19 protein-coding genes and 2 pseudogenes are annotated in these 23,468 nt (G+C 65.5%); 15 read left to right on the top strand and 6 right to left on the bottom strand.

The window, feature by feature from the left end; genetic code table 11:
* Positions 1–211: 211 nt before the first annotated feature.
* The 7 genes from AKN84_RS22965 to AKN84_RS22940 all read left to right on the top strand — a co-directional run bounded on the left by AKN84_RS22965 (position 212) and on the right by AKN84_RS22940 (position 5,722).
* Entirely contained in the window at positions 212–1,267 is a 1,056-nt protein-coding gene (locus tag AKN84_RS22965; RefSeq protein ID WP_202814705.1) for a hypothetical protein, read from the top strand.
* Positions 1,264–1,947: a HesA/MoeB/ThiF family protein gene (locus AKN84_RS22960; RefSeq protein WP_244485417.1), complete on the top strand. Its 684-nt coding sequence runs from the start codon at positions 1,264–1,266 to the stop codon at positions 1,945–1,947. The genes AKN84_RS22965 and AKN84_RS22960 overlap by 4 nt, the downstream gene beginning before the upstream one ends.
* The gene (locus tag AKN84_RS49220) at positions 1,926–2,138 is read left to right on the top strand and encodes a hypothetical protein (protein WP_244485415.1); all 213 of its coding nucleotides are present in this window, start codon (positions 1,926–1,928) and stop codon (positions 2,136–2,138) included. The genes AKN84_RS22960 and AKN84_RS49220 overlap by 22 nt, the downstream gene beginning before the upstream one ends.
* On the top strand, positions 2,135–3,334 hold the full coding sequence (locus AKN84_RS22955) for a hypothetical protein (RefSeq protein ID WP_050422867.1): 1,200 nt from the start codon (positions 2,135–2,137) through the stop codon (positions 3,332–3,334). The genes AKN84_RS49220 and AKN84_RS22955 overlap by 4 nt, the downstream gene beginning before the upstream one ends.
* Positions 3,331–4,452 carry a hypothetical protein gene (locus AKN84_RS22950; RefSeq protein WP_050422866.1) on the top strand — a complete coding sequence of 374 codons (1,122 nt, stop codon included), beginning with the start codon at positions 3,331–3,333 and terminating at the stop codon, positions 4,450–4,452. The genes AKN84_RS22955 and AKN84_RS22950 overlap by 4 nt, the downstream gene beginning before the upstream one ends.
* Positions 4,449–5,444, top strand: a complete 996-nt coding sequence (locus AKN84_RS22945) for a nitroreductase family protein (RefSeq protein ID WP_050422865.1) — start codon at positions 4,449–4,451, stop codon at positions 5,442–5,444. The genes AKN84_RS22950 and AKN84_RS22945 overlap by 4 nt, the downstream gene beginning before the upstream one ends.
* Before the next feature lie 71 nt (positions 5,445–5,515).
* Entirely contained in the window at positions 5,516–5,722 is a 207-nt protein-coding gene (locus tag AKN84_RS22940) for a hypothetical protein (RefSeq protein WP_035651034.1), read from the top strand.
* Positions 5,723–5,965: 243 nt separating this feature from the next.
* Here AKN84_RS22940 and AKN84_RS22935 read toward each other — a convergent pair whose 3' ends face one another.
* Both AKN84_RS22935 and AKN84_RS22930 read right to left on the bottom strand, forming a co-directional pair.
* On the bottom strand, positions 5,966–6,541 hold the full coding sequence (locus AKN84_RS22935) for a DUF2478 domain-containing protein (protein WP_050422864.1): 576 nt from the start codon (positions 6,539–6,541) through the stop codon (positions 5,966–5,968).
* Positions 6,542–6,632: 91 nt separating this feature from the next.
* Positions 6,633–8,042 carry an aldehyde dehydrogenase family protein gene (locus tag AKN84_RS22930; RefSeq protein WP_050422863.1) on the bottom strand — a complete coding sequence of 470 codons (1,410 nt, stop codon included), beginning with the start codon at positions 8,040–8,042 and terminating at the stop codon, positions 6,633–6,635.
* A 311-nt stretch (positions 8,043–8,353) separates the two neighbouring features.
* Here AKN84_RS22930 and AKN84_RS50445 point away from each other — a divergent pair, with 311 nt between their 5' ends.
* Positions 8,354–8,599, top strand: coding sequence for a hypothetical protein (locus AKN84_RS50445; protein ID WP_347337363.1), 246 nt, complete (start codon positions 8,354–8,356; stop codon positions 8,597–8,599).
* A gap of 286 nt (positions 8,600–8,885) precedes the next feature.
* Here AKN84_RS50445 and AKN84_RS22920 read toward each other — a convergent pair whose 3' ends face one another.
* Entirely contained in the window at positions 8,886–9,737 is an 852-nt protein-coding gene (locus tag AKN84_RS22920; RefSeq protein ID WP_050422862.1) for an SDR family NAD(P)-dependent oxidoreductase, read from the bottom strand.
* 263 nt (positions 9,738–10,000) lie between these two features.
* On the opposite strand from AKN84_RS22920, the gene AKN84_RS22915 reads away from it, so the two are divergent.
* Complete coding sequence (locus AKN84_RS22915) at positions 10,001–11,497, top strand: aldehyde dehydrogenase family protein (protein WP_050422861.1); 1,497 nt, start codon at positions 10,001–10,003, stop codon at positions 11,495–11,497.
* A gap of 284 nt (positions 11,498–11,781) precedes the next feature.
* On the opposite strand, the gene AKN84_RS22910 is transcribed toward AKN84_RS22915, so the two are convergent.
* On the bottom strand, positions 11,782–12,165 hold the full coding sequence (locus AKN84_RS22910; RefSeq protein WP_050422860.1) for a winged helix-turn-helix domain-containing protein: 384 nt from the start codon (positions 12,163–12,165) through the stop codon (positions 11,782–11,784).
* Between the two features lie 99 nt (positions 12,166–12,264).
* On the opposite strand from AKN84_RS22910, the pseudogene AKN84_RS22905 reads away from it, so the two are divergent.
* Together AKN84_RS22905 and AKN84_RS22900 are read left to right on the top strand one after the other, a co-directional pair.
* Positions 12,265–13,391, top strand: a pseudogene (locus AKN84_RS22905) (alkene reductase).
* 105 nt (positions 13,392–13,496) lie between these two features.
* Positions 13,497–14,012 (top strand): GFA family protein, encoded by a 516-nt coding sequence (locus AKN84_RS22900; RefSeq protein ID WP_050422859.1) that lies wholly within the window; start codon positions 13,497–13,499, stop codon positions 14,010–14,012.
* Positions 14,013–14,121: 109 nt separating this feature from the next.
* On the opposite strand, the gene AKN84_RS22895 is transcribed toward AKN84_RS22900, so the two are convergent.
* On the bottom strand, positions 14,122–15,606 hold the full coding sequence (locus AKN84_RS22895) for a hypothetical protein (protein ID WP_050422858.1): 1,485 nt from the start codon (positions 15,604–15,606) through the stop codon (positions 14,122–14,124).
* 309 nt (positions 15,607–15,915) lie between these two features.
* Between AKN84_RS22895 and AKN84_RS22885 the strand changes: the two are divergent.
* Positions 15,916–17,579: pseudogene (locus AKN84_RS22885) on the top strand (thiamine pyrophosphate-binding protein).
* Between the two features lie 170 nt (positions 17,580–17,749).
* Here the strand turns inward: AKN84_RS22885 and AKN84_RS22880 are convergent.
* Positions 17,750–19,135 (bottom strand): LLM class flavin-dependent oxidoreductase, encoded by a 1,386-nt coding sequence (locus AKN84_RS22880; protein WP_050422891.1) that lies wholly within the window; start codon positions 19,133–19,135, stop codon positions 17,750–17,752.
* 239 nt (positions 19,136–19,374) lie between these two features.
* Here AKN84_RS22880 and AKN84_RS22875 point away from each other — a divergent pair, with 239 nt between their 5' ends.
* The 3 genes from AKN84_RS22875 (at position 19,375) to AKN84_RS22865 (ending at position 23,285) form a co-directional block, all read left to right on the top strand.
* A complete protein-coding gene (locus tag AKN84_RS22875) occupies positions 19,375–20,760 on the top strand; it encodes a M20 family metallopeptidase (protein WP_050422890.1) in 1,386 nt (461 codons plus the stop codon).
* A gap of 204 nt (positions 20,761–20,964) precedes the next feature.
* The gene (locus AKN84_RS22870) at positions 20,965–22,254 is read left to right on the top strand and encodes an MFS transporter (RefSeq protein WP_050422856.1); all 1,290 of its coding nucleotides are present in this window, start codon (positions 20,965–20,967) and stop codon (positions 22,252–22,254) included.
* 185 nt (positions 22,255–22,439) lie between these two features.
* On the top strand, positions 22,440–23,285 hold the full coding sequence (locus AKN84_RS22865) for an IclR family transcriptional regulator (protein ID WP_050422855.1): 846 nt from the start codon (positions 22,440–22,442) through the stop codon (positions 23,283–23,285).
* Positions 23,286–23,468: the final 183 nt, after the last annotated feature.

Here is a 23,468-nt window from a genome sequence, read left to right as displayed (position 1 = left end):
AAGCAATCCATCCTGCCGCGCGTGCAGAGCGATGGATTGCTTCGTCGCTGTCGCTCCTCGCAATGACGGGGTGGATAGAGTTGCGTCCCTTACACCCAACTTGTTCCGTTTCCGGAAGGCCTTGTTTACCCTGCGGCAAACGGCGTCAGGTTGCGCTCATGGCTCCTTAACAGGGGCAAGTGCAGAGATCGCGCCCGAGGGGACAAGAGAAATGGCGTCCACCGATGATCCGACCCCGGCTTCGCGCGGCGGCAGGGGTTTTGCGAAGGCGCGCGCGGCCTTTGACGGCCTGCGCAGCCATGCCGGCTTCTGGCTGAAGGCGCTGTCGCAGCCGACCATCGATCTCACCCTGCGCACCCAGGCCGGCCAGCGCACCCGGATCGTCGAATCGCCGGGGCTGTCGCTGCCGAAGCACGAGCTCGACACGCTGGTCGAGCAGCTGCGTATCGTCGCCGCCAAGACGCTGCCCGAGGAGAGCCTGACCTACGGCATTTTCTCAGGCGAGCCGGAGCGGCTGTCGCGCGCCGTCATCACGCTGATCTCGGAGGAAGACACCGGCAGGCCGATCGCCTTCAACGCGCTGTCGGTGATGGACGTGCCGCTCGATGGCGAACCCATCGAGGTCACACATCTCGGCCTCGTGATGGTCGATCCCGACGTCCGCGGGCAGGGGCTGTCCTGGGTGCTGTACGGCCTGACCGCGCTGGTGCTGTTCGCCCGCGACGGCTTGCGGCCGAAATGGATCTCCAACGTCACCCAGGTGCCGGCCGTGGTCGGCATGGTCAGCGACACCTTCTCTGACGTCTACCCGTCGCCGCAGCCGGGCGCGCGGCAGAGCTTTGCGCATCTGCAGCTCGCGCGCGGCATCATGGCGCGGCATCGCGCGGTGTTCGGCGTCGGCGAGGAGGCCGGCTTCGACGAGGCGCGCTCGGTCATCACCAACGCCTATACCGGCGGCTCGGATGCGCTGAAGAAGACTTTTGAGATCGCGCCGAAGCATCGCAACGCCGTCTACAACGATTTTTGCGCGCGTGAGCTGGATTACGGCCGGGGCGACGACGTGCTGCAACTCGGCCGCGTCGACCTGGCCGGCGCGCGCCGTTACGTCATGAGCGAGGTACCCTCGGGCTCGCTGCCGGCATTGCTCGCAGCATCCGCGATGCTGGCGCTGCAGCGGCTGGTGCTGCCGGTGGTCTACTGGATGGACGACAGCCGTGCCTTCGGCACCTTGCGGCCGCGCCGGCAGGACAGCGGGGCTGTGCGATGAATTTCGACTATTACTCCTTCACCGGCCGCAACATCGGCTTCATCGACGAGCATGAGCAGCAGCTGCTGCGCCAGGCGCGGGTGTTCGTCTGCGGCGTCGGCGGCATGGGCGGCGCGGCCTTCATGGCGCTGGCGCGCGCCGGCGTCGGCAGATTCGTGATCGCCGACATCGACCGTTTCGAGGTCTCCAATCTCAACCGCCAGGTGTTCGCCTTCGCCGACGAGGTCGGCCGCGAGAAGGCGGCCGTCGCCGCCGAAGCCGCGAAGCGCATCAATCCGACCATCGAGATCGAGGTGCTGGGCGAGAACTGGACCAGCGAGCTCGCCGGGATTGCCGAGCGCTGTCCGGTGATCGTCAACGGCATGGACGACATCGCCGCCGGCGTGCATCTGTACCGCACCGCCAAGCGCGCCGAGGCAACCGTGATCGATGCCTATATGTCGCCGCTGCCGTCGGTGATCGTGGTGCGCCCGCGCGATCCGCGGCCCGAGCAGCGCCTCGGCTTTCCCACTCTCGGCAAGGACTGGAAGGCCATTACCGAGGACGATCGCCGCGCGGCGATGCGCGCCGAGATCGAGCACGTGATGCTGCACTCCTCCTCGCGCAACTATGTCGACCTCGCGATCGCCGGCGAGGTCGCGGCCGGCGCCGCAGCCGGATGTCGTTCGCGCCGATGGTGATCTCGACCGGCATGCTGATGGCCTATGAGGCAGTCGCGCTGATCCTCGGCCGCACTTCGGGCACCGATTGCCGCGGCTGGTTCCTCAACCCGCACCGGCCCGCGATCGAGAAGCCGCGCAACGCGCTGATCGCCTCCCTGATGCGCCCGCTGGTGCGGCGGGCGATCGATCAATTGACGGGCGTCGCATGACCTCGGGGGTGATCGCCGATTCCATCGTCAATCTCTGCGGCGCCATCGGCGTCGCGGTGGCGATGATGACGTTCTATCGGCGCGATCCCAGGAGCCCGCTGACCCGCCGCCTGCTGCTGGCGCTCGGCGTGATCGCGACCCTGTTCCTCGATCGCGGCCTGGCCTGGTGGAGCGGAAGCTTTGTGCTTGACCGTATCTCGGTGATCCCGGCCGCGCTGATCCCGCTCGGCGCCTTGATCGTCACCGAGGGCATCCTGCGCCGGCACGCGCCGCGCGCGGTCAAGATCGCAGCGCTCGCGGGTGCCATCCTGCTCGGACTCGGCGGCACCTTCGGGCTGCAGCGCTTCGCGATGCCCTATGCGATCGCGCTGGCGCTGTTCCAGCTGCTCGGCTTCGCGACCTGCGCGCTTCTGCTGGCGACGCGCGACCGCGCCGCGCTGATGGCCTCGGAAAACCGCAGCATCGGCCGCATGGCGGTCGGCGCGCTGGTGGTGATCCCGTTCATCCTGACCGATTTCCGCACGCTGTTTCCCGACATCCCGGTGCGGCTTGGCGCGCTCGGTGCGCTGCTCACGGTGACCGTGATGCTGATCGCCGGCGGCGGCGCCGAGACGCGCCGGCACGGGCTTGCGATGATGGCGCTGCGGCTGATCTCGTCGGGGTTGCTCGGGCTCGCCGCGGCCTTCATGGCACCCGACGTCGACGCCGCGCAGATGGTCCGCTTCGTCGCGGTCGCGATCGCGGGCGTCCTGACCATCGGGCTGATGACGGACGCGCTGCGGGCGCTGTTCGAATCGCAGGAGCCGGGCGTGCTCAACTCGGTCGCGGCGTCGCCGGCGCAGACCCGCGAGCAGCTGATCGCCGAGCTGGCGCGGCATCCGATCTTCGAAAGCGCGCGGCGTTTCCGCGAGGACGAGCTCGGACCCTACGATCCGCCGTTGCTCCGCGATTTTCTGTCGACCAGGCGCGTGCTGCGCCGGTCCGAGGCCCCATGGGGACTGGCGACGACCGACCCGGCCGCCGAGCGCATGGTGTCGCTGATCTCAGCCAACAGCGCCTCCCATGTCATCGTGCTCGGCCATGATCCGCTCGACCTGATCGTGCTCGCCGTGCCGGTGACCGCGGCCGATCCGGCCACCGAAACTGCGCTGGCGCTGGTGCGGCGGCTATTGGCATTGACCCCGGAGGCCAAATGACAACAGAGATCCGGGAGGGCGACCGCAGGGCGGCATTCGACGCCGCCCTCAATGCCTATGGGCCCGACAGCCTCTACGTGCCGCCGCTGTGGAGCGACTTCGACCGGATGTTCGATGCCGCGAAGAACCCGTTCATCACCGAAGGCCATGGCCGCTATGCGCTGTTCTCGGCGCATCGCGACGGCCGCCCGGTCGGCCGCATCGCGGCCTCGATCCACGATGCCTCGAACCGCAAGCACGGCACCCGCCACGGTGCGTTCGGCTTCTTCGACTGTATCGACGATGTCGAGGTCGCCGATGCGCTGCTGCGCGCCGCCGAGCAATGGCTGTCCGCGCGCGGCATGAGCCGCGTCGCCGGCAACTTCAATCTCACAGCGATGCAGCAGATCGGGGTGATGACCGACGGCTTCGACCACGCGCCGTTCACCGACATGATGTGGTCGCCGCCGCATATCGCGCAGCACCTCGAACGCGCCGGTTATACTGCGACCTTCCCGATGGCGACGTTCGAGATCGCGCTCGACGATGGCAAGCCGGAGCAGCTGCTCGGCGACAAGCAGCGCGCGGTGCTCGCGGACAAGGACTTCGTTTGGCAACCGATCAAGCGCTCCGCCTTCAAGGTGCGGCTGGAGGATGCGCGCCTGATCCTGAACGACGGCTTTGCCGACAACCCGATGTTCGTGCCGCCAACCGCCGCCGAATACCTGTTCCAGGCCGGCGACATGATGTGGATCATCGACAAGCGGATTTCGACCGTGGTGTATCACCGCGGCCGCCCCGCCGGCGCGATCATCGCGATCCCCGACCTCAATCCATTGATCAAGGCGATCGGCGGCCGGATCGGGCTGACGGCGCCGTTCAGATTCGTGCAGCACCGCATGCTGAACACGCGCGCCGTGCTGATCTATCAGTCGGTCTGCCGCGACCTGCACAATCGCGGCCTCAACGGCGCGATGCTCTACCGTACCGCGCTGGCGTTGCAGCAGGCCGGCTACCGCACGCTCGGCGGCACCTGGATCGCTGACATCAATGCTCCGTCGCTGCGGCAGGTCGAGAAGGTCGGCGCCGCGCCGCTGCACCGGCTGCATCTGTTCACCAAGCGGCTGGCCGGGGCATGAGCGAGCTGACGCCGGATCTGCTGCGCGAGCTGGTCGCGGAGGCGCGGCTGGCGCCGAGCGTCCACAACATCCAGCCGACCCGCTGGCGGCTGCTCGGCGACGGGCGGCTGGCGCTGGTCGACGATATCAGCGTGCGCGCGCCGGTCGCGGACCCCGCGGGGCATGATGTGCTCGTCTCGCACGGCGCCGCGCTGGAAGGCATGAGCCTCGCGCTCAACCGCCGCGGCCTCGCGATCACGGCCATGACGACGATTGAGCAGCCGCTGTCGCCGCAATTTGCCGCGCTTTGCAGCTTTGCGATCAGGCAAGGCGTCGCGCCCGATCCACTTGCGGAGCATGTCGCGCGCCGCATGTCGTGGCGGGGCAGATTCGCGGCGTCGCCGGACGATACCGCGCCGCTGGTGCAGCTTGCCGTCGCGCGCGACGATTTGATCTGCATCAGTCATCGCCGGACGATTGCCGAGATCGCCGGGTGGGCCGACCAGGCCGAGTTCGCCTTTGTCCACGGCGACGACTATCGGGCCGAGCTGCTCGAATGGATGCGGCTGTCGTCCAGCCATCCGCACTATCTGCTGGATGGTCTCAATCGCGATGCGCTCGCCATGAGCGCGGTCGAGGCCACCGCCGCCCGCTTCGTGCTCGGCAGCCTGTTCAGGCCGCTGGATCGTCTCGGCCTCGCCGCAGCGCTGCTCTCCGACCGCGCCAAGACCGCCTCGGCCTCGGCGATCGTCCTGTTCTGCCGCCCGGTCGGTGAGGATCCACTCACGACGGGACGGCATTTCTACCGCAGCTGGCTGGAGATCGATCGTGCCGGGCTGGTGGCGTGCCCGATCTCGGCGCTATCAGATCACCCTGGCTTCAATGAGCGGCTGCGAAAACTCGGCAAGGTCGGCGCCGACCTGCGCCTCGTCAACGTGTTCCGCGTCGGCCGGCCGGCCAAACCGCTGAAAACGCGGCATTACCGGATGCCGGTGGATCGCTTGATCGTCTGATCGGTACCCCCTGTCAAAGCTTCACGCGGCCGTGCTAAGAGGCGGCCCGCAAACCAATGACCGGTGGGATGATGTCGAAGCAATCGTTGCGCGAGGAAGCGGAACGCCTGATCCGCGAGACTATGGAAAAACGGAACCTGGTCATCAAGCAGGGGACGACCCGGATCGAGGCCGTCTGCGGCAAATGCGGCGCGCCGAACCGGGTGCAGGCGGAAAAGGGCCAGACCCGCGTCAAGTTCACCTGCAAGAACTGTGACCATAAGCAGGAAACGCTCTGAGCGATTAAGCGCGCTTGCCCCGTCATCCTGAGGAGCGCGCTCTTGCGCGCGTCTCGAAGGATGAATCGGCCACAGGCGGGGCCGTCGATCCTTCGAGACGGCCGCTTCGCGGCCTCCTCAGGATGACGGTGATAGTGCGTGCGTAGGATGGGTGGAGCGAAGCGATACCCATCAAATTGCACCCATGCGGCGAGATGATGGGTATCGCTGCGCTCCACCCATCCTACGGAGCTACGAAGCCGTCTATTTGAACACTTCGCACACCGTGGTGTGATCCGGCGCGATCCGGGCCGCGGTCCGCAGCGAGACGTTGCGCCACCAGGCGTCCAGCGCATGGCGGTCGCAGGCGAGCTTCACGCTCATGCCGCCAGCGAACTTGATCCAGTCCGCAAAACTTTGCCGTGACACCGCGATCACGACCGGAATATCGGCGTTGAGCGCACGCTCGATCACGAAGCCGAGGCCCTTGCCGTCGCGTTCACGCTTGCCGAAGCGGTTGATGATGACGAGATCGGCGCCGGCCGAAAGCGCGTCGGCGACGCGGATGCCGGCGTCCTGCAGCCGCGACAGATCGAGCTTGCAGCCGGTGGTACCGGATCTTGTAGTACTTGGGTTTGGTGGCTGCGCCAGCAGCAGCGTCTCGCCGCTATGGACCAGCACCGCCGACAGGCTGGAATCGGCGCATTGGCCCGTCTGCACCATGCCGACCACGCGCGCGCCGTGCGCCTTCAGGTCGGAGGCGAAGGCGCGCAGGATCGCGTCTGGATCGTCATTGTCATCATAGACCAGGGCGGCAAGGTCGCATTGGGCGTCGAACATGATGGGCTCTGTTCGTTGGGGCGGGGAGAGGCGGCCGCGGCGCCAAGGGGCGCCAAAGAGGCTCCAAGGCGTCGCGGCCGCAGTTTTCGGATCAGGCGGCCGGCGGGCCGTTGATGATCTGCAGCTGGGTGAATTCGGCGAGGCCTTCCTCGGCGAATTCGGTGCCGATGCCCGACTGCTTGGCGCCGCCGAACGGAATGTTCGGGGCCATGTCGAGGTGCTTGTTGATCCACACCGTGCCGGCCTCGATCCGGGTCGCGATCTCGTGCGCCCGCTTGATGTCGGATGACCAGACCGACGCGCCGAGGCCGTAGGTGGTGGCATTGGCGCGGCGGATCACGTCGTCCTTGTCGGAATATTTGATGACCGGCAGCACCGGGCCGAACTGCTCCTCGTCGACCAGCTTGGAGCCTTCCTTGATGTCGCGCACGATGGTCGGCTCGATGAAGTAGCCGGGACGATCCATCGCGGCGCCGCCGGCGATCACATTGCCGTTCTTGCGGGCGTCGTCGAGGAACGCCTTCACCTTCTCGTATTGCATCTTGTTCTGCAGAGGGCCCAGCTTGGTGCCCTGCTTGGAGCCATCGTCGACCACGGTGTTCTTGGCGATCGCGACCAACTCGTTGCAGATCTCGTCATAGACGGATTCGTGCACATAGAGCCGCTTGATGGCGAGGCAGACCTGGCCGGAGTTCTGGAACGCGCCCTCGAAGATGCCGGGCGCGACCTTCTTCGGGTCGACGTCGTCGAGCACGATGCCGGCATCGTTGCCGCCGAGCTCGAGCGTGATCCGCTTCAGGGTCTGCGATGCGCTCGCCATCACCTTCTGGCCGGTCGCGGTCGAGCCGGTGAAGGAGATCTTGCGAATGTCAGGATGCTTGGTCATGTGGTCGCCGAGATCGTTGGCGTCGGCGATGAAGTTCAGCACGCCCTTCGGCAGGATGTCCTTGACCAGCTCGGCAAAGCGCAGCGAGGCCAGCGGCGTGGTCGGCGCAGGCTTCACCACCAGCGTGTTGCCCGCAAGCAGCGCCGACGGCAGCTTGAACGCCAGGATCAGCAGCGGATAATTCCAGGGAATGATCGCGCCGACCACGCCGAGCGGGCGGCGATAGGCCTCGACCTTGCGGTCGCCGGAATTCTCGATCACGCGCATCGGCAGGTCGAGCGAGCCGAGGTAGCGGAAGAAGCCGGCCATGCCCATCACCTCGCCGGTGGCATCGGCGAGCGGCTTGCCCTGTTCGCTGGTCAGGATGCGGGCGAGCTCATTGGTGTTGGCCTCGATCGCCTCGGCCATCTTGATGACGAGCTTGCGGCGCTCTTCCATCGGGGTTGCGGCCCAGGCAGGATAGGCGGCCTTCGCGGCGGCGACGGCCTGATCGAGCTGGTCCTTGGAGGCGCGGGAGCATTGCGCCACCACCTCTTCGGTCGCCGGATTGAGCACCGGCATGGTGCTGTCGCCGGGTACCATCTTGCCGTCGATGAGAAGCTTGTAATCACTCATAGGCTTTGCTCTCCCTGGTCAAACGGGTCCTTCGCGGACCTCGCTATATCCAATCATATATCACGATTGCGGCGGGCGGGCCACGGCCAAAGATGGGGGTCGAATAACGGCTGGACGACGGCAGCCCGATCGATATATCGTTGTGAATATAACGAAGAAATGATCCGGAGTGCCGGTATGCAGATCGAAACCCAGGAGCTCACCACCTGCGAAGTCGCGCCCGACGCTGCGCCATTTCGCTGGGATTCGTCGACGGCAAGGGCGAGCCCGCGACGATCCGCCTGTCGATCAACCAGGTCGGCGCGCTGGTGATGACCTTGCCCGGGCTGATCAGCAAGGCGTTGCAGACCCGCTTTGGCGACCAGACCTTGCGCTACGCCTATCCGCTGGATTCATGGGTGATCGAGCAGTCGACCGATCCGGCCCAGGGCATGATGACGCTCAAGACCTCGGACGGCTTCAGCGTCTGCTTCTCGATCCCGCGTGCCCAGCAGAACGAGCTCGGCGAAGCGCTGGTGGCGCCGCAGGCGACGCCGGTCAGGGTGCGGGCGAATTGAGGGGGATCGATGGGTAGCGCGGACCGTACCGTCATCCCCGCGCAAAGGCTTCGCCTTTGTCGCTGGAGGTGCGAGCGGAGCGAGCCTCGAAGGATGCACGGCCCGGCTGGTGGCCGTTCGCCCTTCGAGACGGCCGCTGCGCGGCCTCCTCAGGGTGACGGGACACAGAGCTGAGCGTGCGGCTGCAGTTTGTAGGATGGGTGGAGCGAAGTGATACCCATCAAATAGCGAGCCGCAGGAGAGATGATGGGTATCGCTGCGCTCCACCCATCCTACGATTCTTCTCTCACTTCCCCTTCACGAATGCGGCGAACGCATCGCCGTACTCCTTGTGCCAGCGCGACAGCGGCGGGCGGTTCTCGACGATGTCGCCGGCGGCCCACAGGATGCGGCGTTCGTCGAGCGCGCGCGGCACGTCGTTGTCGGGGCAGAGGATATAGAAATCGCCGGTTTCGAGGTGCGCGATCATGAAGTCGACGGTCTGTTCGGCCGTCCAGGCGCCGGCCGGCTTCTCGGTGCGGCCGCGCGCGGTCAGCCCGGTGAAGACGAAACCCGGGATCAGCAGATGCGCCGTGAGCTTGCAGCCGTCGGTGTTGCGCAGCTCGTGCTGCAGCGCCTCGGTGAACGCCTTCACGCCGGCCTTGGAGACATTGTAGGCGGGATCGCCCGGCGGCGTCGTGATACCCTGCTTGGAGCCGGTGTTGATGATCAGCCCCGGCCGCCCGCGCTTGATCATGTTGGGCGTAAACGCCTGCGTGCCGTTGATCACGCCCCACAGATTGACGCCCAGGATGCGCTGCCAATTGTCCGCGGGGCCGAACATCGCACTGCCGGGCTGGATGCCGGCATTGTTCATCAGGATGTCGGTGCCGCCGAATTTCTGCGCGACCGCGGCCTCGAGGTTCGCGATTTCGTCGGCGCGGCTGACATCGATAGCAGCGGTCATGATATCGGCCGTGCCGCCCGGGGCCGCAGCTGACAGTTTTGCCGCAGCCGCCTTCAGCCTGTCATCGCCGAGATCGGCGATGCAGACTTTCATGCCGGCCTCGGCGAACCGCGTCGCTGCAGCAAGCCCGATGCCGGAGGCGCCTCCGGTGATCACGGCAACATGATTGGCTGATATCACGGGGTGGGGCATCGGTCGTCTCCGGACACATATGTGGCTGAGGTTAGCATAGCGTTTTCAGGCGAAGCGGTTCCCGATTCGCGTGAAGAAAACGCGTCAAACAAGAGAACTCTTGCCTAGCATATCGCGCGCACGACGCAGGCGCATGGGAGGTTTTCATGCGCGCCGCCCTCGACAACGCCGGCTCCGCTTTACGGTTTCGCGCCTGCGCTGTAGAATCGTCGATATAACGCCTCCAAAAGACCTCAGCCGACAATTTGACAGGGAGTGCAAACATGGCTGTTTCGCAGGCTGTTCCGATCACGCGCCATCCTTATGCCGACGGCTCCTACAAGAAGATGCTGATCGACGGCAAATGGATCGACGCCGCCTCCGGCAAGAAATTCGAAACCCACAATCCCGCCACCGGTGAGTTGCTCGCGACCGTCGCCGAGGGTGACGCCGAGGACATCACCCGCGCGGTCGCGGCGGCGCGCCGCGCCTTCGAAGGACCGTGGAGCAAGGTGAAGCCGTTCGAGCGGCAGAACATGCTGCTCAAGCTCGCCGAGCTGGTCGAAGCCAATTTCGAGGAACTGTCCCAGCTCGACACGCTCGACATGGGCGCGCCGATCAGCCGCACCCGCGGCAACCGGCTCCGCTCGCTCGGCATGCTGCGCTATTACGCAGGCCAGGCCACCGCGATCCACGGCGAGACCATCGAGAACTCGCTGCCCGGCGAGATCTTCTCCTACACGCTGAAGGAGCCGATCGGCGTGGTCGGCGCCATCATCCCCTGGAATGGGCCGCTGACCGCCTCGATCTGGAAGATCGGCCCGGCGATCGCGACCGGCTGCACCGTGGTGCTGAAGCCGGCCGAGGAATCGCCGCTGACCTCGCTGCGCATCGGCGAGCTCTGCATGGAGGCCGGCATTCCGCCTGGGGTCGTCAACGTCGTGCCGGGCTATGGCGAGACCGCGGGCGCGGCGCTCGCCTCGCATCCCGATGTCGACAAGGTCGCCTTCACCGGCTCGCACGTTACGGGACAGTCGATCATCCGCGCCTCGGCCGGCAACCTCAAGCGCGTCTCGCTCGAGCTCGGCGGCAAGTCGCCGGACATCGTGTTCGCCGATGCCGATCTCGACGCCGCGGTGCCGGGAGCTGCGATGGCGGTGTTCGCCAATTCGGGCCAGATCTGCAGCGCCGGCACCCGGCTGTTCGTCGAGCAGAAGGTCTATGACGAGTTCGTCGGCCGCGTCGCCGAGTTCGGCAAGAAGCTGCAGGTCGGCAACGGCCTCGACCCCAACACCCAGATCGGCCCCTTGGTGTCGCAGCAGCAGATGGACCGCGTCTCCGGCTATCTCGACATCGGCCAGAAGGAAGGCGCCAAGGCGCTGGCCGGCGGCGGCCGCCTCACCGAGGGCGCGCTGTCGAAGGGCTATTTCGTGCAGCCGACCGTGTTTGCCAATGTGCAGGACAACATGCGCATCGCGCAGGAGGAGATCTTCGGCCCGGTGATCTCGGCGATCTCGTTCAAGGATCCGGAGGAGCTGATCAAGCGCGCCAATGCCACCACCTTCGGCCTCGGCTCGGGCGTCTGGACCACCAATGTCAGCAAGGCGCACCAGGTCGCAAAGGCGCTGCGCGCCGGATCGGTCTGGGTCAATTGCTACCAGGCGATGGATCCGGCGGTGCCGTTCGGCGGCTACAAGATGAGCGGCTACGGCCGCGAGTCCGGCAAGCAGCACGTCGAGGAATATCTCAACGTCAAGGCAGTCTGGATCAAGACGGGCTAGCGCCGCGAAGCTCGCTGCCTCTCTTCACCTCTCCCCGCTTGCGGGGAGAGGTCGCCGCGCTCTTGCGCGGCGGGTGAGGGGGTACAGGTCTCGACATGCGGCTCGCGCGCGGAGGGAAGCCCCTCGCCCAGCACGTGCGCTATTTCTGAATATTAGAAATATACCCCTGATTTGCCCGACGCGTCAAGTTGCCTCGTCGAACGCCGGCCGCCGCCGGCTCCTTTGCATGGGGTTGTTTTCGATATTTTCGCAACGCTCCCTGCGACGGCCGCCGGTTCCTGCGTTTACCGCCCGGCGGCCCTCTTCGGCTTGCCGATGTCGCTGCGCAGGGCTTCGAGCTCCTTGCGCACGGCACTCGCCGCGTCGCGCTCGATCTTGCGGTAGCGCGCGACCAAAGAGAGGCCGAACGGGGTCAGCACCGCGCCGCCGCCGTTCTTGCCGCCGGTCTGCCGCTCCACCGCCGCCTGCCGGCAGATGCGGTTGATCTCGTCGACCAGGTCCCAGGCGCGCTTGTAGCTCATGTCCATGGCGCGGCCGGCGGCCGAGATCGAGCCGCATTCCCTGATGTTTTCCAGCAGCAGGATCTTGCCCGGCCCGATCCGGTCCTCGGCATCGAGGTCGATGCGGACGCTCAGGGAGGGGAGCGATGAGGCGCTCGATTTCGACATGGGAGACCTTCTCTCGGCAACAGATTGCCACTACCTCCTTTTATGAACAAGATGAACCCGTTACATAACGGGAAATCGCAAAGAATATTTGGGGTAGGCATGACTTCTTCGTCGCTGTTTTCGCCGCTCAAGGTCGGTCCCTATGAGCTGAAGCACCGTGTCGTGATGGCGCCGCTGACGCGGATGCGGGCGGCGCGGCCGAGTCTCGCGCCGCGGCCGATGAACGCGGAATATTACGCGCAGCGCGCCACGCCCGGCGGCCTGCTGATCGCGGAAGCTCGCCGGTGGTCGCCACCGGCTTCGGCAATCCCGGCGTTCCCGGCATCTATAGCGAGGCCCAGATCGCGGGCTGGCGCGAGGTGGTGGATGCCGTGCACGCCAAGGGCGGCCTGATCTTCCTGCAGCTCTGGCACGTCGGCCGCGTCTCGCATTCCTCGTTCCAGCCGGATGGTGCGCTGCCGGTGGCGCCGTCGGCGGTCGCGATCCCCGCCGAGTTCAAGTGCATGACGGCGGACGGCAAGGTGGTCGAGTATGAGACGCCGCGCGCGCTCGAGACCGCCGAGGTCGCGCTGATGGTCGATGCCTATCGTGAGGGCGCGAAGAACGCGCTCGCCGCCGGCTTCGACGGCGTCGAGATCCACGGGGCCAATGGCTATCTGATCGAGCAGTTCCTGCAATCGCGCAGCAATCAGCGCACCGACCGGTATGGCGGCGGAATCGAGAATCGCGTCCGCTTCCTGCTGGAGGTGACCCAGGCGGTCACCGAGGTGTGGGGCGCCGACCGCGTCGGCGTGCGGCTTTCGCCCTACGGCATCGCCAATGGCAGCGGCGAGGCCGACCCGATGCCGCTCTACAGCCACGCCATCAAGGCGCTGGACAAGTTCGGGCTCGCCTATCTGCATTTCATCGAACCGCGCGCCTCCGGCACCGGCCGCGCCGACGTCGACTGGCAGAACGTGCCGTCGGCGATGGTGCTGTACCGCCCGATGTGGAGCGGGGTGCTGATATCAGCCGGCAATTTCGTCGGCGACAGCGCAGAGCGCGCACTTGCCGAAGGTCATGCCGATGCGATCGCGTTCGGCCGCTATTTCATCTCCAACCCGGATTTGCCGCGCCGCCTGCAGCGCGGCTATCCCCTGACCAAGTACAACCGCGCCACCTTCTATGGCGGCGAGGAGAGGGGCTACACGGATTATCCCGTGCACGACGAACTGGCGCAGGCGTAGACGACGCGCCGTCATTGCGAGGAGCGAAGCGACGAAGCAATCCATCGCTCCGCGCATGCGGATGAATGGATTGCTTCGCTTCGCTCGCAATGACGGTGATCACCGATGTTTCCGGACGACGAGTTCGAGCCGACCAAAAAATCAAAACCCGTGGCGCTGGCGAAGCCCGCGGCCGGCCAATGCCTGTGCGGCAAGGTGCGGTTCGAGGTCGACGTGCCGGCGCGCTGGGCCTGGCACGATCACACCGCCGCGAGCCGCCGTGCCCATGGCGCTGTTTACGCGACCTATGTCGGCAGCTGGAAGAAGCGCTTCCGCATCACGCAGGGCGAGAGCGATCTGTCGCGCTACGAAGATGCGAAGAGCAAGACCGCGCGCAGCTTCTGCGCCAATTGCGGCACGCCCATTATCTACGAACGCGCGCGGTCGCCGCACATGGTCAACATCCCGCGCGCGCTGTTTTCGGGGCGCACCGGCCGGCAGCCGCTCTACCACATCGCGATCGAGGAATTGCAGGAATGGGCCTACACCGGCGAGCCGCTGGTGCCGCTGAAGGGCTATCCCGGCGTGGTCTGGCAGCGTTCGAAAAAGAAGAAGCGCAGCGAGCGCGAGGGGATGTTCTGATGCATGATCCGGAAAAGTGCGAAGCGGTTTTCCGGAAAGATCACGCACAAACAAAGGACGCGAACTGCGCTCGTCAGCTTCCGGGCAAGACAGTCGCACCAGCGCCGCGTCAGTGCTTCACGTAGATGACCTCGTCCGTTCCGGCGTATTCCTCGGTCCATCCCCTCTTGTCCATGAGGAACCTCTTCAGAGGTTCGTGCGCCTTCACCCAGAGCACCGTATCGATCTTGTACTTGTCGAGGACGGCGTCCCAGGCGGTCTCATCGATCTCCCATTTGATCAGGCTGAAGTAGTCGCGCAGCAGCTCATCGGGGTAGGCGGTGGCTGACCGGCCATCGATGAATACGGGCACCGCACCCCGCGTGTAGAAGATCAGGAGGCCACCGACGTTCCAGTGGTTCAGAAGCCGTGCATGCGGAAAATGCACTTGAAGATAGCGCGCATCCTGCTCCGACAGCAGCTGCGGCAGCGCGAGCGCCGGTTTGACGTAGATCAGCGTCAGCGGCAGCGCGCACATTCCGACGATGCCGGCAACCAGCAACGCGCCCTGGACCTTGAGATCGTTCAGCTGCTTGGGCAGCAGCCGATCCAGGTGTAGCGCCAGTGGCACCGCCGCGAACATGAAGAAGAACGACATGTATCTGTATTGATAGAATCCCAGCAGCAGGAACAGCCAGGCCAGCAGCCGCGACTCCAGAGAAGCGGGCGAAGCAATGGGGTGGCGGAGCTCGAACGCAATGAAGATGGCGATATAGATGATACCGGGAATGCTTCCCGGCATGGTGAAGTTCGCAGCGTAAGACCACCACTCGGTGATGTGCGCCTGCGCAAAGTGGCCCAGCGTGGTCGCGACGCCGCTGTAGATATGCCAGCCCAGAGGATTGATGAGGATGGCGACAAGGCAGCCGGCGGCTGCGAGACTGTAGATCCTAACGCCTGTCCAATCCCGTCTGAGCAGGGACACCGCGCCAAAAAAGCCGATAAGGAAAAGCCCGAGCATGAAGCCGCCATGCAGGTTGGCCCAAAGGACCATCATCACGGGCAGCAAGAACCATCGGGTTCGTTTCAAGCTCTCTGCGTAGAAGATGACGCAGAACAACATGGTCGGGGTGTTTGGCGACACCGAGAGGTAGGAATTCGGGGCGGTCACAAAGGCCGGATAAAGCAGGCACGCGGCCAGAACGGAAATGCCGGCCGCAAGCGTCGAGGCGCCGTTGCTCAGGCAGATGGATGTGAGATATCCGGTGATGACGGCGCCGCATGCAACGATTGCCAATGTGAGACCGGTACATCCCGTGTATTGAAACACCACGCTGGCGATCACGTCCCAGAGCCAGGAGAGGTTATACCATTGCCTGTCGCCGAGGGTGAAAGACCACGGATCCTGGAAGGGCACATTGCCGCGCTCCCTGATCAGGTCGCCGGCGGCGAGGTGCCATCCCAAATCGAGGTGGCCCAGCAAGAGCGGCCCGTTCGCCAGGTAGTACAGGGATGAGAACGCGATCAGGAAGAGGTAGATCCCCAGCTTCGCGAGCTTGATCGTTCCTGGTCCTCTCTCAAGCCTGGTGCCGTTCCAAGCCGCCAGCGCGTCCATGAATGAGTCCTGCGATCGAAGCGGGCCGCCTGCGGGCTCTGCGTGCTTTTCTACCCGCCTGGTGGATGCAAACAATCGCCGCTTTAGGGCACTCTTGCTAAAGTAGCGTTAATGTCGGCCGCGCAATTCGATGCTGCCCGCTGAGGGCGCTCTCTTGGAACTTGCGATCATCATGGTGCTCGTATGGTCAACGGCAGGCGCGCGCCTGCGGAATGCGGCCATGACCGGCCGCTCGATTGCTCCCGAAGCGCAAGTTTGGTCATCTCGTCAGGTGCCGTCGGCCAACGCGCTGGCAGGCCTGGAGGGAACATGAAGAATCGCATCACCGGCCGCTCGGCATTTCTGGCGTTGCTGAAGGATGAAGGCGTCACGCATCTGTTCGGTAATCCCGGCACCACCGAATTGCCGATCATGCATGCGCTGAAGGACCATCCCGATCTCACCTATGTGATGGCGATGCAGGAGAGCCTGGTCGTCGCGATGGCCGACGGCTTCAGCCGCGCCTCCGGCAAGCTGGTCGCCTGCAATGTCCATGTCGCGCCCGGCCTCGGCAATGCGATGGGTTCGCTCTACAATGCAAGCTTCACCGGCACGCCGCTGATACTGACCGCTGGGCAGCAGGAGCAGGGCCATGGCCTGACCGAGCCGGTGCTCTATGGCCCGCTGGTGCAGATGGCCACGCCCTTGGTGAAATGGGCGGTCGAGGTGACGCGGCTCGAGGACCTGCCGCGCATCGTGCGCCGTGCCGCCAAGATCGCGACCACGCCGCCCACCGGGCCGGTGTTCATCTCGCTGCCCGGCGACATTCTCAATGCGGAGGCCGGCATCGAGCTCGGCCGCTCCACCCGGATCGACACCCGTGTCCGGCCGTCGGAGGATTCGCTCAAGGCGCTTGCCGCACGCATCCTCAAGGCGGAGCGCCCCGTCATCGTCGTCGGCGACGAGATCGTCAAAAGCGACGCGCTGCGCGAGGCGGCCGATCTCGCCGAGACGCTGGGCTGCCCGGCGTGGCAATCGTCGACGCCCTATGGCGCGCACTTCCTGTCCGAAAGCCCGAGCTTCATGGGCGCGATCGCGCGGCTGCAGAAGGTCGCGCGTGATGTGCTGGCGCCGCATGATCTTTTGATCGCGCTCGGCGGCGATCCCTTGCGGATGTCGGTCTATAGCGAGGTCGATCCGCTGCCGGACGGGCTCTCGATCGTGCAGGTCGGGCTGGTCGACAGCGATCTCGCCCGCAACTATGGCGCCGAGATCGCGGTGAAGGCCGACGTCAAGGAAACGCTGCGCGCGCTGGTGCTGGCGCTGAAAGAATTGGGCGGTGGCGCCTTGGAGACGCGCGCCAGGCAAGGGCTGGCGGCGCTCGCACCGAAGAACTGGGCGGCGAAGCGCAAGGCGCTGGTCGAGCAGATATCGAAGGCGAGCCAGACTTCGCCGATCGATCCGGACTGGCTCGCGCTGCAGGTCGTGGAGGCGATGCCCGACAATGCGATCCTGGTCGACGAGGGCTTGACCTCGTCGCGCCAGATCATTGCGCTGCGCGCGCATCGCGACCGCTACGGCTATCACGCGCTCGCCTCCGGCGGCATCGGCTGGGGCCTGCCGGCCGCGGTCGCGTCGGCCTCGCCAATCCGGAGCGTCCGGTGGTGTGCTATTCCGGCGACGGCTCGTCGATGTATTCGATCCAGTCACTGTGGACCGCGGCCAACCACAAGCTGCCGCTCAACTTCGTCATCGTGAACAATGGCGGCTACCGCATCATCAAGCAGCGTCTGCTCGCCTTCCACGGCGACGACAACTATGTCGGCATGGATTTCGTCGATCCGCCGGTCGATTTCACGGCGCTTGCGCGCTCGCTCGGGCTCGAGGCGATCAAGGTGACGGACCCGCAGGAGCTAGGGGGCACGCTGAGGTCCGCGTTCGGCCGCCCGGGTGCGAAGCTGATCGAGGTGGTGGTGAGCAATTCGGTGAATTGAGTTTCGAAACGCGACTGCCCTCTCACCGTCACCCTGAGACGCGCGCAAGAGCGCGCTCCTCAGGATGACGGGACTATCCGCGTCATTGCGAGGAGCGGCGCAACGAAGCAATCCACCGCTCCGCGTATGCGGAACCATGGATTGCTTCGCTTCGCTCGCAATGACGGAGACTATTGCTCCGCCGCTGCGCTCTTCACCCGATGCCGCCCCGCCGGATGCGTCGCATCGAGCCTCGCCCGCCCCGCGCCGAACAGCTTCTCCCGCAGCGTGCCCTTCGCATACTCTTTCTTGTAGCGGCCGCGCTTGACGAGCTCGGGCACCAGCATGTCGGCGATATCCTCGAAGTCGCCGGGCGAGATCGCGAACGCGACATTGAGGCCGTCGACGTCGGTGTCCTCGAACCACTGCTCGATCTTGTCGGCGACCTGCTCGGGCCTGCCGACCACCACCGGGCCGGCGCCGCCGATGCCGACATGCTCGGCGACCTCGCGTACGGTCCAGACCCGGTCGGGATCGGCGCGGGTGACGTTGTCCATCGCGGAGCGGCCGGCGTCGTTCTGCACGTGCCGCACCTCCTGGTCGAGCGAGTAGGTCGAGAAGTCGACCCCGGTCCAACCCGACATCAGCGCCAACGCACCTTCGTGGCTGATATGACTGCGGTACTCGGCATACTTCGCCTTGGCCTCGGCCTCGGTCGGCGCCACCACGATGCACATCATCGAGAACATCAGGATCTCGGCGGCGTTGCGGCCTTTCGCGGCGGCGAGCTCGCGGATCGCCGACACCCGCGGGCCGATCACCTTCGCCGATGGCCCCGACATGAACACGCATTCGGCGTGCTCGGCGGCGAACTGCCGGCCGCGCGGCGAGGTGCCGGCCTGATAGAGCACTGGCGTGCGCTGCGGCGACGGCTCGGACAGATGGATGGCGTTGAGCCGGTAGTTGTTGCTCTCGTGCTGCACCCGATGCACCTTCGCGGGGTCCGTGAAGATGCCGCGCGCGACATCGCGGATCGCAGCGTCGTCCTCCCAGCTGCCTTCCCAGAGCTTGTAGACCAGCTCCATATATTCGTCGGCGAGCTCGTAGCGATCGTCATGCGCGGTCTGCTTGTCCTTGCCGGCGCCGCGCGCCGCGGAATCGAGATAGCCGGTCACCACGTTCCAGCCGACGCGGCCATTGGTCAGATGATCGAGCGTCGACATCCGCCGCGCGAACGGGTAGGGCGGCTCGAACGAGAGATTGCTGGTGACGCCGAAGCCGAGATTTTCGGTCACCGCGGCCATCGCCGCGATCAGCATCAACGGCTCGTTGGCCGGGGTCTGCGCCGCGTTGCGCAGCGCCGCATCCGGATTGCCGCCATAGACATCGTAGACGCCGAGCACATCGGCGAGGAACAGACCGTCGAACCGGCCGCGCTCCAGCGTCTTCGCCAGGTCGGTCCAGTAGGACAGCTTGTTGTAGTCCTTGGTGCGATCGCGCGGATGGGTCCATAGCCCCGGTGACTGATGCGCCACGCAGTTCATGGCAAAGGCGTTGAGCCGGATTTGTTTTGTCATTGTCGAAACCTTGGTCGAAACCTTGAGCGCCGCCTCGATTGCTGCCCGGTCCAATCCCGGACGTCCCACCGTCAACTTGTTGCGACTTCCCACGTTTTGGCAAGGCCCCTTCGCGATTCACACCCTTCCGGTGGCGGGCCGATCCCGATAGGTTGCCGGCCTCCAGAAGCATGATCCGGATGTGCGACGCAGCGATCCGACGGGATCATGCCAAGATGCGACCGGACGAAGGGACAATCATGGCGACACGGGCCGACGCGATCGCAAATGTGCGGGAGCATATTCAATCGGGACAGTTCCTGAAGGAGCTCGACCGCAGGGTCGGCTACCAGACCGAGAGCCTGAATGCTGACAAGGCCCATGCGTTGCGTGCCTATCTGGTGGAGAATTTGCAGCCGGCCTTCGCCGAGCTCGATTTCAAGACCCGGCTGATCGAGTCGCCGACCGGCCGCGGACCCTATCTGATCGCCGACTACCAGGAAGATGCCGCGCGGCCGACCGTGCTGACCTACGGCCACGGCGACGTCGTCGACGGCATGGTCGGCGAATGGCGCGATGGGCTCAATCCCTGGCAGATCACGGTCAAGGGTGATCGCGCCTATGGCCGCGGTACCGCCGACAACAAGGGCCAGCATTCGATCAACATGGCCGCGCTCCGCGCGGTGAAGCAGGCGCGCGGCGGCAAGCTCGGCTTCAACGCCAAGTTCATCATCGAGACCGGCGAGGAGATCGGCTCGCCCGACCTGCGCGAGGTCTGCGAGGCGCATCGCGAGGAGCTGAAGGCCGATCTGTTCATTGCCTCCGACGGGCCCAGGCTGTCGGCAGAACGGCCGACCATCTTCCTCGGTTGCCGCGGTGGCAACCGCATCCATCTCGACGTCAATCTGCGTGAGGGCGGCAACCATTCCGGCAATTGGGGCGGCGTGCTGGCTAATCCCGCGACGATCCTGGTGAACGCGATCGCGAGCCTGGTCGACGGCAAGGGCCGCATGAAGCTCGAGATCCTGAAACCGCCGCCGATCTCGAACCGCGTCCACGCCGCGCTCGCCGACGTCGAGATCAAGCCGACGGCGGACGAACCTCAGCTGGCGGAGGATTGGGGCGAGGAGGGCCTGACCGCGGCCGAACGGCTCTACGCCTGGAATACGTTGGAAGTGCTGGCGATGTCGTCGGGCAATATCGACAAGCCCGCCAACGCGATCCCCGGCAAGGCGAACGCGGTGCTGCAGCTCCGCTTCGTGGTCGGCACGAAATATCTCGAAGTGATCGACGGCGTGCGCGATTATCTGCACAAGAACGGCTTTCCGATGGTCGAAGTCTCCGGCGCGCAGCGCTTCGGCGCCTCGCGCACCGACATGGACAGCCCGTGGATCGACTGGGCGGCGAACTCGATCCGCACCACGACCGGCAAGGCGCCGGCGGTGCTGCCGAACTTCGGCGGCTCGCTGCCCAACGACGTGTTCTCTGAAGGCCTCGGGCTGCCGACGATCTGGGTGCCGCATTCCTATCCGGGATGCTCGCAGCACGCGCCCGACGAGCACATCCTGTTGCCGGTGACCGAGGAGGCGCTGACCATCATGGCCGGCCTGTTCTGGGATCTCGGCGAGGCGTCGCGCAAAGGTTGAAGGGCGGGCGCTGTATCTTTCCCCGTCATCCTGAGGTGCGAGCTCTTGCGAGCCTCGAAGGATGCACGGCCCTGCTGGTGGCCGTCGATCCTTCGAGACGCGGCTGACGCCGCTCCTCAGGATGACAGGGAGACATGGATGCTCGGGTCAAGCACGGGCATGACAGGCAGAGAAATGGTGGCCGACGCTGCTAAGGAAATTCAAATGACATCATCGACGCCGGCCGACGCTCAGCACGCAACTGCGGTCGACAAGAAAAACATCACCCGCCTGATCGTCGCGACCTCGATCGGCAATGCGCTCGAATGGTACGACATCTCGGTCTACGCCTATTTCGCGGTCTACCTCTCCAAGGCGTTCTTTCCGGCCAATGATCCGACCACCTCGCTGCTGCTGACCTTCGGCAGCTTCGGACTGTCGTTCCTGATCCGCCCGATCGGCGGCGTCGTGCTCGGCGCCTATGCCGACCGGCATGGCCGCAAGGCCTCGCTGATGCTGTCGATCGTGCTGATGACCTTTGGCACGCTGGTGCTGGCGCTGATGCCGACCTTTGAGACGATCGGCATCCTGGCGCCGATCGCGGTGATGCTGGCGCGGCTGGTGCAGGGCTTCTCCGCGGGCGGTGAGTTCGGTTCCTCGACCGCGTTCCTGGTCGAGCACATGCCGGAGCGGCGCGGTTTTGTCGCGAGCTGGCAGTTCGCGAGCCAGGGCGTCAGCGGCCTGCTCGGCGCCGGCTTCGGCGCGCTGCTGACCTCGTTGATGAGTCCTGAGGATCTGCAATCCTGGGGCTGGCGGCTGCCGTTCCTGTTCGGCGTGCTGATCGGCCCGGTCGGCATCTACATCCGCAACCATGTCGACGACGCAACGCCGCCTCCGGCCGCCGGAAAGCAGGATTCGCCGGTCAGGGAAGTGCTCGCGCGGCAGAAGCTCGCCACCATCCTTGCAATCGGCGCGCTCGCGGTGTCGACCGCGGTGAATTATTTGATCGTCTACATGCCGACCTATGTGGTGAAGACGCTGAACCTGCCGCCGGCGGTCGGATTCATGGCGGCGCTGGTCGCGCAGACCGCGGTCGCGCTGCTCGCGCCGATCGCGGGCTTCGTCTCCGACAAGATCGGACGCACCACGCACATGATCCTGTTTGCGCTGCTGCTGCTGGTGTCGATCTTCCCGGCCTTCCTGCTGCTCACCGGCAAGCCGACGCCCACCATCATCCTGCTCGGCGTGCTCTGGCTCGGCGTGCTCAAGTCGCTGTATTACGGGCCGCTGGCCGCGCTGATGTCGGAGCTGTTTCCGCCGGCGACGCGTGCGACCGGGCTCGGCCTCAGCTACAATATCGGCGTCACATTGTTCGGCGGCATGGGGCCGGCGATCATGACATGGATGGGCGGCTATCCGCTGATCGGCGAGCTCGCGCCGGGCTATTATCTCACCGCGGTCTGCATCCTCAGCCTCGGCGCACTCTTCACCATTCGTAGGATGCGGTTGGCCTGATTTCGTGAAGCGAAATTCGAGTGCCGCTATTGCTGCAAGGCAGCGTAGATAGTCGATATCAAAGTTTCATCTGACGAAAGTATACGGTGTCCGCTGCACATCATCCGTTTTAGGATGATGCCCGCCGGGCGCATTCTCTTCGTGCCCGGTTCAGGATTTTGGAATCGAGGCAAGGAAGGCCAGGCATGAACGCCTCCACGACTGCGACCGCGCGGACCAGCCGCAAGAGGCCATTGCCGGAGCCGGGCCAACCCGACAAGTTCAACGCGATCCAGAAGGTCTGCGCGATCCTGCGCGTGCTGGCGCAGCGCTCGCCGTTGCGGCTGACCGACATCGCCGACACCACGTCGCTGAACAAGGCGACCGCGCTGCGCATCCTCAACTCGCTGATCGAGGAAGGTTTTGTCAGCCGGGTCACCGGGGCCAAGACCTATGAGCTTGGCCAGGAGGCGCGGGTGATGGCAGTCGGCGCGCGCCGCTCGGTCGACATCGCCGAGCTGGCGCAGCCGAGCCTGTTGCGGCTGTCGGAGCGCTCGGCCGACACGGCGCTGTTATCGGTGCGATCAGGCGTCGAGGCGCTGTATCTGGCGCGCTCGGTCGGCAGCCACCCGCTGCAACCGAACTATCTGCAGATCGGCAGTCGCCGTCCGCTCGGTGTCGGCGCCGGTGCGCTGGCGCTGTTGGTCTGGCTGCCCGACGCCGAGATCGAGGCCGTGATCGAGGTGATCGTGCCGCGGCTGGCGAAGTCGCCGCGCATCACGCCAAAATTCCTCCGCGAGCGGATCGCGGTGGCGCGCAAGGCCGGGCACACCGTGCTGCTCGACGCTGCGTTCCCCGGCATGGGTGGCGTCGGCGTTCCCGTCCGCGACGATGCCGGCGAGGTGGTCGCCGCGCTGTCGATCGGCGCGGCCACCGACCGCATCCGCCGCCGCGAAACCGAGCTCGCCGACATGCTGAAGAAGGAAGCCCAGGTGCTGGCCCGCGCGATGGCCCAGGCGCCGAAGAACGTGCGGCCCGCGAAGGGCTCGTGAGCTGACCGATAGCGCGTTGGAATTTGGCAGTTCCTGGCAGCAGGAGCTTTGGGCGTTCCGGCCTGCGCGCTGACCGGGCGGATCCGTTTAATCAAGCGATTAATCTGAGGAACTCAAGGGTGTCGGCGGCTTGCGAGAACGGGCGGTTGCCGTCATCATGGCCGCGCTCGCCGAGGAAACCTG

It is taken from the genome of Bradyrhizobium tropiciagri, from assembly GCF_001189845.1.
In the GTDB taxonomy this organism is placed as follows: domain Bacteria; phylum Pseudomonadota; class Alphaproteobacteria; order Rhizobiales; family Xanthobacteraceae; genus Bradyrhizobium; species Bradyrhizobium tropiciagri.
The sequence above is the reverse complement of the archived record's forward strand: the minus strand, read 5'-3'. Positions and strand labels throughout refer to the sequence as shown.

What these genes read in the sequence shown, in the direction of transcription:
- AKN84_RS22865 (WP_050422855.1), top strand. Translation starts at nt 22,440, where the DNA reads ATGAACGCCTCCACGACTGCGACCGCGCGGACCAGCCGCAAGAGGCCA.
- AKN84_RS22880 (WP_050422891.1), bottom strand. Translation starts at nt 19,135, where the DNA reads ATGACAAAACAAATCCGGCTCAACGCCTTTGCCATGAACTGCGTGGCG.
- AKN84_RS22875 (WP_050422890.1), top strand. Translation starts at nt 19,375, where the DNA reads ATGGCGACACGGGCCGACGCGATCGCAAATGTGCGGGAGCATATTCAA.
- AKN84_RS22915 (WP_050422861.1), top strand. Translation starts at nt 10,001, where the DNA reads ATGGCTGTTTCGCAGGCTGTTCCGATCACGCGCCATCCTTATGCCGAC.
- AKN84_RS22950 (WP_050422866.1), top strand. Translation starts at nt 3,331, where the DNA reads ATGACAACAGAGATCCGGGAGGGCGACCGCAGGGCGGCATTCGACGCC.
- AKN84_RS22870 (WP_050422856.1), top strand. Translation starts at nt 20,965, where the DNA reads ATGACATCATCGACGCCGGCCGACGCTCAGCACGCAACTGCGGTCGAC.
- AKN84_RS22965 (WP_202814705.1), top strand. Translation starts at nt 212, where the DNA reads ATGGCGTCCACCGATGATCCGACCCCGGCTTCGCGCGGCGGCAGGGGT.
- AKN84_RS22930 (WP_050422863.1), bottom strand. Translation starts at nt 8,042, where the DNA reads ATGAGTGATTACAAGCTTCTCATCGACGGCAAGATGGTACCCGGCGAC.
- AKN84_RS22960 (WP_244485417.1), top strand. Translation starts at nt 1,264, where the DNA reads ATGAATTTCGACTATTACTCCTTCACCGGCCGCAACATCGGCTTCATC.
- AKN84_RS22910 (WP_050422860.1), bottom strand. Translation starts at nt 12,165, where the DNA reads ATGTCGAAATCGAGCGCCTCATCGCTCCCCTCCCTGAGCGTCCGCATC.
- AKN84_RS22895 (WP_050422858.1), bottom strand. Translation starts at nt 15,606, where the DNA reads ATGGACGCGCTGGCGGCTTGGAACGGCACCAGGCTTGAGAGAGGACCA.
- AKN84_RS50445 (WP_347337363.1), top strand. Translation starts at nt 8,354, where the DNA reads ATGACCTTGCCCGGGCTGATCAGCAAGGCGTTGCAGACCCGCTTTGGC.
- AKN84_RS22945 (WP_050422865.1), top strand. Translation starts at nt 4,449, where the DNA reads ATGAGCGAGCTGACGCCGGATCTGCTGCGCGAGCTGGTCGCGGAGGCG.
- AKN84_RS22920 (WP_050422862.1), bottom strand. Translation starts at nt 9,737, where the DNA reads ATGCCCCACCCCGTGATATCAGCCAATCATGTTGCCGTGATCACCGGA.
- AKN84_RS22955 (WP_050422867.1), top strand. Translation starts at nt 2,135, where the DNA reads ATGACCTCGGGGGTGATCGCCGATTCCATCGTCAATCTCTGCGGCGCC.
- AKN84_RS49220 (WP_244485415.1), top strand. Translation starts at nt 1,926, where the DNA reads ATGTCGTTCGCGCCGATGGTGATCTCGACCGGCATGCTGATGGCCTAT.
- AKN84_RS22935 (WP_050422864.1), bottom strand. Translation starts at nt 6,541, where the DNA reads ATGTTCGACGCCCAATGCGACCTTGCCGCCCTGGTCTATGATGACAAT.
- AKN84_RS22900 (WP_050422859.1), top strand. Translation starts at nt 13,497, where the DNA reads ATGTTTCCGGACGACGAGTTCGAGCCGACCAAAAAATCAAAACCCGTG.
- AKN84_RS22940 (WP_035651034.1), top strand. Translation starts at nt 5,516, where the DNA reads ATGTCGAAGCAATCGTTGCGCGAGGAAGCGGAACGCCTGATCCGCGAG.